A 7,002-nucleotide genomic window follows, 5' to 3' on the forward strand; every position below is an offset into this window, starting at 1 on the left:
GTCGAGTCGTCTGTCACTACGTCCTCAAGGATTGGAGGTGATGTAAAAGTCTACGCGCTTTGTTGGAAGCGCTCACATATTAGCACGCCTGCGATGGTAGTAATGGCCAAGAAGTGAAATGTATAATTTGCACTTAGTTAAATATATGCATTATTGTTCTGGGGGTAGATCGGCGGTAGCATGACTACCTAGCCGCAGCACGTGCAACCCCGCACGCACCTGCGTGAACAAACAATAAAAACTAGAGGAGCATCCCTTGAGCGCACGCGTCGTACTCGCATATTCCGGTGGCCTTGACACCTCCGTCGCCATCCCATACCTCGCCAAGATGACCGGCGGTGAGGTCATCGCTGTGTCCCTCGACCTTGGCCAGGGCGGCGAGGACATGGAGAGCGTTCGCCAGCGTGCCCTCGACTGTGGTGCAGTCGAATCCATCGTGATCGATGCCAAGGACGAATTCGCCAACGAATACTGCTTGCCAACCATCAAAGCGAACGGCATGTATATGAAGCAGTACCCCCTGGTGTCCGCAATTTCTCGCCCGCTCATTGTCAAGCACCTCGTGGAAGCAGCCAAGGAATTTGGCGGCACACACGTCTCCCACGGCTGCACCGGCAAGGGCAATGACCAGGTTCGCTTCGAGGTTGGTTTTATGGACACCCATCCTGATCTCGAGATTATTGCTCCGGCTCGTGACTACGCCTGGACCCGCGACAAGGCCATCGCCTTCGCGGAAGAAATCAACCTCCCGATCGAGCAGTCCAAGAAGTCCCCGTTCTCCATTGACCAAAACGTGTGGGGCCGTGCAATCGAGACCGGCTTCCTTGAAGATCTTTGGAATCCCCCGACGAAGGATCTCTACGCTTACACCGAGGAGCCCACGCTGGGCAATGCCCCGGATGAGCTTGTTATCAGCTTCAAGGGCGGTAAGCCGGTTGCAATAGACGGTCGCCCGGTAACGGTTCTGGAAGCAATCGAAGAGCTCAACCGCCGTGGCGGTGCCCAGGGCGTTGGCCGACTCGACATGGTCGAAGACCGCCTCGTCGGCATCAAGTCCCGTGAGGTCTACGAAGCCCCCGGCGCCATGGTCCTCATCGCCGCTCACCAGGCTCTCGAAGACGTCACCATGGAGCGCGAGCTGGCACGCTACAAGCGCCTGATCGATGCCCGTTGGTCTGAGGAGGTCTACGACGGCCTGTGGTTCGCACCCCTCAAGCGCTCCCTCGACGCGTTCATCGAGTCCACCCAGGAGCACGTCACCGGCGACATTCGTTTGGTTCTGCACCAAGGCCGCATCACCGTTAACGGCCGTCGCTCCGAGGAGTCCCTCTACGACTTCAACCTGGCCACTTACGACACCGGCGACACCTTCGACCAGACGCTGGCCAAGGGCTTCGTGCAGCTGCACGGCCTGTCCTCCAAGATCGCGTGCAAGCGCGATCGCGAAGCTTAAGAACCCTTAAAGGACAACCATGTCGGAAGTGAACGCCGAAAACAATCCCGCCGCGCACGGCACAAACCAGGGTGCTCTGTGGGGTGGTCGATTCTCCGGCGGCCCCAGCGAGGCAATGTTCGCCCTGAGCGTCTCCACCCACTTTGACTGGGTGCTCGCCCCCTATGACGTCCTCGCGTCGAAGGCTCACGCGAAGGTGCTCAACAGGGCCGGTTTGCTCTCTGATGGCGACCTGGAGGCCATGCTCGACGGACTCACCACACTCGGTGAGCGCGTGGCTAGCGGTCAGTTCGTCCCGGAACCTACTGATGAGGATGTTCATGGCGCCATGGAGCGCGGACTCATCGACATTGTGGGCCCGGAGCTCGGTGGTCGCCTTCGCGCCGGCAGGTCTCGGAACGATCAGGTTGCGACGTTGTTCCGCATGTGGGTTCGTGACGCCGTGCGTGACATCGCTGCTGATATCAGCGACCTGGTGGATGCTCTGGCTGCTCAGGCAGCGGCGCATCCTGATGCGATCATGCCGGGAAAGACTCACTCGCAGGCGGCGCAACCTGTGCTGTTGGCTCACCAACTCTTGGCCCACGCGCAGCCACTGCTGCGGGACGTTGAGCGTCTCCGTGACCTGGATAAGCGCCTGGCGGTCTCGCCCTATGGGTCTGGCGCCTTGGCTGGTTCTTCGTTGAAGTTGGATCCGGAAGCCATCGCAGCCGAATTGGGTTTTGACGCCGCGTGCGACAACTCGATCGACGGAACATCCTCGCGCGATTTCGCCTCGGAAACCGCCTTTGTTCTTGCTCAGATCGCGGTAGATATGTCGCGCTTGGCTGAAGAGATCATCTACTGGTGTACCCCGGAGTACGGCTATGTCACCTTGGATGACGCATGGTCGACTGGGTCGTCGATTATGCCTCAGAAGAAAAATCCTGACGTCGCGGAGCTTACGCGCGGCAAGACGGGCCGTCTGATCGGCAACCTGGCTGGTTTGATGGCCACTTTGAAGGCCCAGCCATTGGCGTACAACCGTGACCTGCAGGAAGACAAAGAACCGATCGTTGATTCGGTGGCGCAGCTCGATCTGTTGCTTCCGGCTATGACGGGACTCGTGTCCACGCTGGTGTTCCACACTGATCGCATGCACGAGCTAGCGCCCGCAGGTTTCACGCTTGCTACTGATCTGGCGGAGTGGATGGTTCGCCAGGGAGTGCCCTTCCGGGAGGCGCACGAAGCTTCTGGTGCGTGCGTACGGTTGGCTGAAAGCCGTGGTTGTACGTTGAATGACCTGAGCGATGAAGATTTCGCCATGGTTGACCCCCGCCTGACGCCCGCAGTGAGGGAAGTGCTCACGGTAGAGGGCGCGGTGGCATCCAGGGCCACCCGTGGAGGAACCGCTGGACCTCGCGTCGCAGAGCAACGGCAGCGTGTTGAAGCGGCATCCGCCGAGCATCGACGCTGGGCCACAACACCCGTCCGCTAAATATAAAAAATCCCCCGAAATGGAGCTCAGTTCATTCAGAATGAACCGAGCCGCCGGGGGATTTTTTGTATCTTTACAGTGTGGCAAGCCTTCTGATGGCTTCCTCCAACACTTCGTCTTTTTTACAGAAAGCAAAACGCACCAAATGCGAAAACCTGGATGCGTCTGTGGAGGAGGCAAAAGCAGACACTGGGATGGCAACCACACCGGCATTCAACAGCGGGCCTAGACAGAAATCCTCAGCCGACGCGACGTCATACTTATCCATCAGCGCGGACACATCAGCGACGATATAGTAGCCACCCAGAGTATCCCAGGTGCTCATGCCCGCCTGCTCCAATGCGCTGTGCAGACGATCCCGCCGCACCTGCAGACTGTTGGCTAGCTCCCGAGTCCAGTCTGACTCATTGTCTAATGCGTAGGCGACAGCCAGCTGCACGGGGCTCACACCCACGAAAGACATAAACTGTTTCGCCGCAAGCACCCCATCGATGAGGTCCTTCGGAGCAAGAGCCCACCCCGTTTTCCACCCGGTGACGTTAAAACACTTCGCGGCGGAAGACACCGTGATCGTTCGTTCACGCATGCCAGGCAAGGAGGCGATGGGGATGTGTGCCTCATCGAAGGCGAGCTTTTCGTACACCTCATCGGACAAGACCAGAAGATCATGCTCGATAGCTACCCGAGCAATGGCATCAAGATCCTGGGCCCCGAGCATGGTGCCGGTGGGGTTGTGGGGACTGTTGATGATAATCATCGCTGTCTTGTCCGTGACCGCCGCGCGCAGGGCATCTTCATCGACCCCAAAGCGCGTGCCATGAGCTTCGAGCGCGACCGGAACAAACGTGGCACCAGCCAGAGCGACCGCCGCCGGGTAAGAATCGAAGTAGGGCTCGAAGGCGATAACTTCAGCCCCGGGCTCGACGAGCCCCAGAATTGACGCCGTTAGGCCCTCTGTCGCACCAACGGTGACGAGCACTTCGGTGTCGGGATCGTATTCAGTGCCGTAGGAGCGGAAGCGATCATCGGCGATGGCCTGCCGCAATTCGGGAAAACCGCGGCCGGGTGCGTACTGGTTATTCCCGGACGCGATTTCTTTTTGTGCGCGTTCAAGCATGGCTGCCGGGCCGTCAGCATCGGGAAAACCCTGACCCAGGTTGATGGCCTGGTGCTTAATCGCGAGTTGTGTCATTGTAGCGAAAATGGTTTCGCCTAGGTGTGATAACCGTTGGACAACCATCAGCAACCTCCGGAAATACGTAGATGAATTAACGAGGGCCCGTTGACGCGCAATGCCTGCGCGACGGTGTCTTGAAGGGTGTCAATGTTTGCGGAAAATCCGCGCGCGCCGAAGGCCTCCGCTAACTTTACCCAGTCGGGTTGGCAGAGGTTCACAGCGACGGGCTCTATGCCGCGTTCGATTTCGTTGTTGCGGATTTCGCCATATCCGCCGTTGTCGACGCAGATGATTGGCAGATCGAGGTTGTTTTCTACAGCCGTCATGATTTCTTGTACGGCGAACATGAGGGCGCCGTCGCCAAGGAGACAAACAACTGGTCGGTCGGGGGACGCTACTTTTGCGCCGATCGCGGCGGGGAGACCGTAACCCAGGGTGGCGTAGGTGCCCATGTTGAGCAGCGAATTCGACTGTTGCGGTGGCTAGTTGGCAGAGGGTTTTCGGCAGCCAATCATGGTCCGGTAGCGTGGTTGCATTTTGATGCCCACTTGGACACCTGGGACACCTATTTCGGGGCGGAGTACACGCACGGGACTCCATTCCGACGAGCCTTCGAAGAGGGAATCGTCGATACAGATGCTTTGTGCCATGTGGGCACCCGTGGCCCTCTGTATGGCACGAAAGATCTGGAAGATAATAAGCGCTTTGGCTTCGGCATCGTGACAAGCGCGGACATTCACAGGCTTGGCGTAGACGAAGTGGGTGCGCTCCTGCGTGAGCGAATTGCTGCATAAGGCGATTGACCGCGGGGTCGTATTTGTACCAGGCAGTGCTTTCTTCTCGAATCCGCACGACGGCGCCGGAACTCTGCGTTTAGCGTTTTCTTAGGGTGATCCAGAAACCCTGGCGGAAGGCATCCGCAGACTTGGCCAAGCCCTCAAAGACTAAGCAGTGAGGGTAGGCGGGTAGCATTACACACCATGACGATTGATCAGAAGCTACTTGACGTGTTGGCTTGCCCCCAAGACAAAGGGCCGCTGAGCTATGACGAAGCCCACCAGGTACTGGTCAATGATCGGCTCGGAATTGCCTATCGTATCGACGACGGTATCCCGGTGATGCTCGCAGATGAAGCAATCGCTTGGCCCCCGACTGCCTAAAAGTCAGCACTCTAGAGAAAGTTGATATTTTCCCAATGTCTAACGACGCCACTGCGCCAGCACACACGAACATTATTGATGAACTCAGCTGGCGTGGACTGATTAATCAATCCACTGACCTTGACGCCTTGCGTGAAGCTGCTGAGCAACCAATCACGCTCTACTGCGGATTCGATCCGACGGGCCCCTCGCTCCATGCCGGTCACCTCGTTCCATTGTTGATGCTTCGCCGATTCCAAAAAGCCGGGCACACCCCAATCGCCCTCGCTGGTGGAGCAACCGGAATGATCGGCGACCCTCGCGATGTAGGGGAGCGCAGCATGCTGTCCGAGGAGACAATCCAGGACAACATTGAGCGCATTAAAGTTCAGCTCGCGCGGTTTGTCGATTTTGGTTCCACCGGCGACGGTGGAGAGGGCAAGGCTGTATTAGTAAACAATGCGGATTGGACCCGCGGGTTGGATGTGATTTCTTTCCTCCGCGATGTGGGTAAGCATTTCTCTTTGAACACGATGTTGAACCGAGAGACGGTGAAGCGCCGTCTCGATAACGACGGTATTTCCTACACCGAGTTTTCCTACATGCTCTTGCAGTCGAATGACTACGTGCACTTGCATCGGGATTTCGGCTGTGATTTGCAGATCGGTGGCGGTGACCAGTGGGGCAATATTGTGTCGGGTGTTGATCTTGTCCGCCGCGTGACTGGTGACAGTGTCCATGCGTTGACGGTGCCGTTGGTGACGGACTCTGAAGGCAACAAGTTCGGCAAGTCGACGGGCGGGGGCAAGTTGTGGCTAGACCCGGAGATGACGAGCCCGTACGCCTGGTACCAGTACTTCCTTAACGCTGCGGACGCCGATGTTATTAAGTACTTGCGTTGGTTCACCTTCCTCAGTAAGGAAGAGCTCGATGCGTTGGCCGTGGAAGTCGAGGAGCGCCCCTTTAAGCGTGAAGCTCAGCGCCGTTTGGCTCGAGAGATGACCAACTTGGTCCATGGCGTTGAAGCCACTGAGGCTGTGGAGTTGGCGGCTCAGGCGCTGTTCGGTAAGGCAGATTTGGCCGAGCTCGATGAGAAGACGCTTGCTGGTGCTTTGGCGGAGGCTGGTGTTGTCGAGCTCGAGGCGGCTGGCACCCGTTCGGTTGTAGATGTCGTTGTTGCTTCTGGTTTGTGCGCGTCTAAGGGCGAAGCTCGACGCACTATCAAGGAGGGGGGCTGCTATGTCAATAATGAGCGTGTTGCTGATGAAGACGCCACGATTGATGACGCCGCGTTGTTGTCTGGCGGTTACGTAGTGTTGCGTAGGGGAAAAAAGAACTTCGCCGGGGCCCGCTTCGTGTAGCGAGTGCCTGTTGAGTTCTTGAGCGCCGGCTGATTCAGCCGGCGCTTTTTTATTTCTATTGCACAGTGTGAGTAATTTTTCGCCTCTGGCCTGGGGGTTTGTGTGTTTGGTGTGGGGTGTGTAAATTAATCGGGGTCGCTACGGCAGCTGGTTGCACAGGTTGTGTGCGGTCTGGTGGTTGTGGTGGTGTTGTTTGAGAACTCAATAGTGTGCCAATGTACTTTTTTTAAGTATTTTTTCATGCGCCATGGCACGTTTGTCTGCTGCCTTGTGGTGGTGGTTGTGTTGTGGTGTTTGTTGTTTGTGTGTACCAGCAGCTTGCGCTTGGATGCTCTTTTTGTGGGTGTTTTTGTGTGGTTGGCTGTGTAAATATGAACTGTTTTGGTTGTGGTGGT

7 protein-coding genes and 1 pseudogene are annotated in these 7,002 nt (G+C 57.3%); 5 read left to right on the forward strand and 3 right to left on the reverse strand.

Features of this window, described 5'->3' with window-relative positions:
- Positions 1–256: 256 nt before the first annotated feature.
- Positions 257–1,453, forward strand: a complete 1,197-nt coding sequence (locus L1C91_RS04280) for an argininosuccinate synthase (RefSeq protein ID WP_234858170.1) — start codon at positions 257–259, stop codon at positions 1,451–1,453.
- A gap of 19 nt (positions 1,454–1,472) precedes the next feature.
- Positions 1,473–2,930: an argininosuccinate lyase gene (argH, locus tag L1C91_RS04285; protein WP_234858171.1), complete on the forward strand. Its 1,458-nt coding sequence runs from the start codon at positions 1,473–1,475 to the stop codon at positions 2,928–2,930.
- Between the two features lie 73 nt (positions 2,931–3,003).
- On the opposite strand, the gene L1C91_RS04290 is transcribed toward argH, so the two are convergent.
- Both L1C91_RS04290 and L1C91_RS04295 read right to left on the reverse strand, forming a co-directional pair.
- Positions 3,004–4,170, reverse strand: a complete 1,167-nt coding sequence (locus L1C91_RS04290; RefSeq protein WP_268836307.1) for a pyridoxal phosphate-dependent aminotransferase — start codon at positions 4,168–4,170, stop codon at positions 3,004–3,006.
- Positions 4,170–4,568, reverse strand: coding sequence for a thiamine pyrophosphate-dependent enzyme (locus tag L1C91_RS04295; RefSeq protein WP_268836351.1), 399 nt, complete (start codon positions 4,566–4,568; stop codon positions 4,170–4,172). Before L1C91_RS04295 ends, L1C91_RS04290 begins: the two co-directional genes overlap by 1 nt.
- A gap of 42 nt (positions 4,569–4,610) precedes the next feature.
- On the opposite strand from L1C91_RS04295, the pseudogene L1C91_RS04300 reads away from it, so the two are divergent.
- The 3 genes and pseudogenes from L1C91_RS04300 to tyrS all read left to right on the forward strand — a co-directional run.
- Positions 4,611–4,892: pseudogene (locus L1C91_RS04300) on the forward strand (arginase family protein); the annotation flags it as partial.
- Between the two features lie 195 nt (positions 4,893–5,087).
- Positions 5,088–5,267 (forward strand): Trm112 family protein, encoded by a 180-nt coding sequence (locus L1C91_RS04305; protein ID WP_234858174.1) that lies wholly within the window; start codon positions 5,088–5,090, stop codon positions 5,265–5,267.
- A 35-nt stretch (positions 5,268–5,302) separates the two neighbouring features.
- Positions 5,303–6,607 (forward strand): tyrosine--tRNA ligase, encoded by a 1,305-nt coding sequence (tyrS, locus tag L1C91_RS04310; protein WP_234858175.1) that lies wholly within the window; start codon positions 5,303–5,305, stop codon positions 6,605–6,607.
- Between the two features lie 201 nt (positions 6,608–6,808).
- On the opposite strand, the gene L1C91_RS04315 is transcribed toward tyrS, so the two are convergent.
- On the reverse strand, positions 6,809–7,002 hold a 194-nt coding region (locus tag L1C91_RS04315), incomplete at its 5' end, for a hypothetical protein (protein WP_234858176.1).

The sequence above is a fragment of the Corynebacterium argentoratense genome (assembly GCF_021491455.1).
Taxonomy (GTDB): Bacteria; Actinomycetota; Actinomycetes; order Mycobacteriales; family Mycobacteriaceae; genus Corynebacterium; species Corynebacterium argentoratense_A.

Bases quoted from the DNA above. Each gene is read 5' to 3' on its own strand.
- argH (WP_234858171.1), top strand. From the start codon at position 1,473: ATGTCGGAAGTGAACGCCGAAAACAATCCCGCCGCGCACGGCACAAAC.
- L1C91_RS04290 (WP_268836307.1), bottom strand. From the start codon at position 4,170: ATGGTTGTCCAACGGTTATCACACCTAGGCGAAACCATTTTCGCTACA.
- L1C91_RS04305 (WP_234858174.1), top strand. From the start codon at position 5,088: ATGACGATTGATCAGAAGCTACTTGACGTGTTGGCTTGCCCCCAAGAC.
- tyrS (WP_234858175.1), top strand. From the start codon at position 5,303: ATGTCTAACGACGCCACTGCGCCAGCACACACGAACATTATTGATGAA.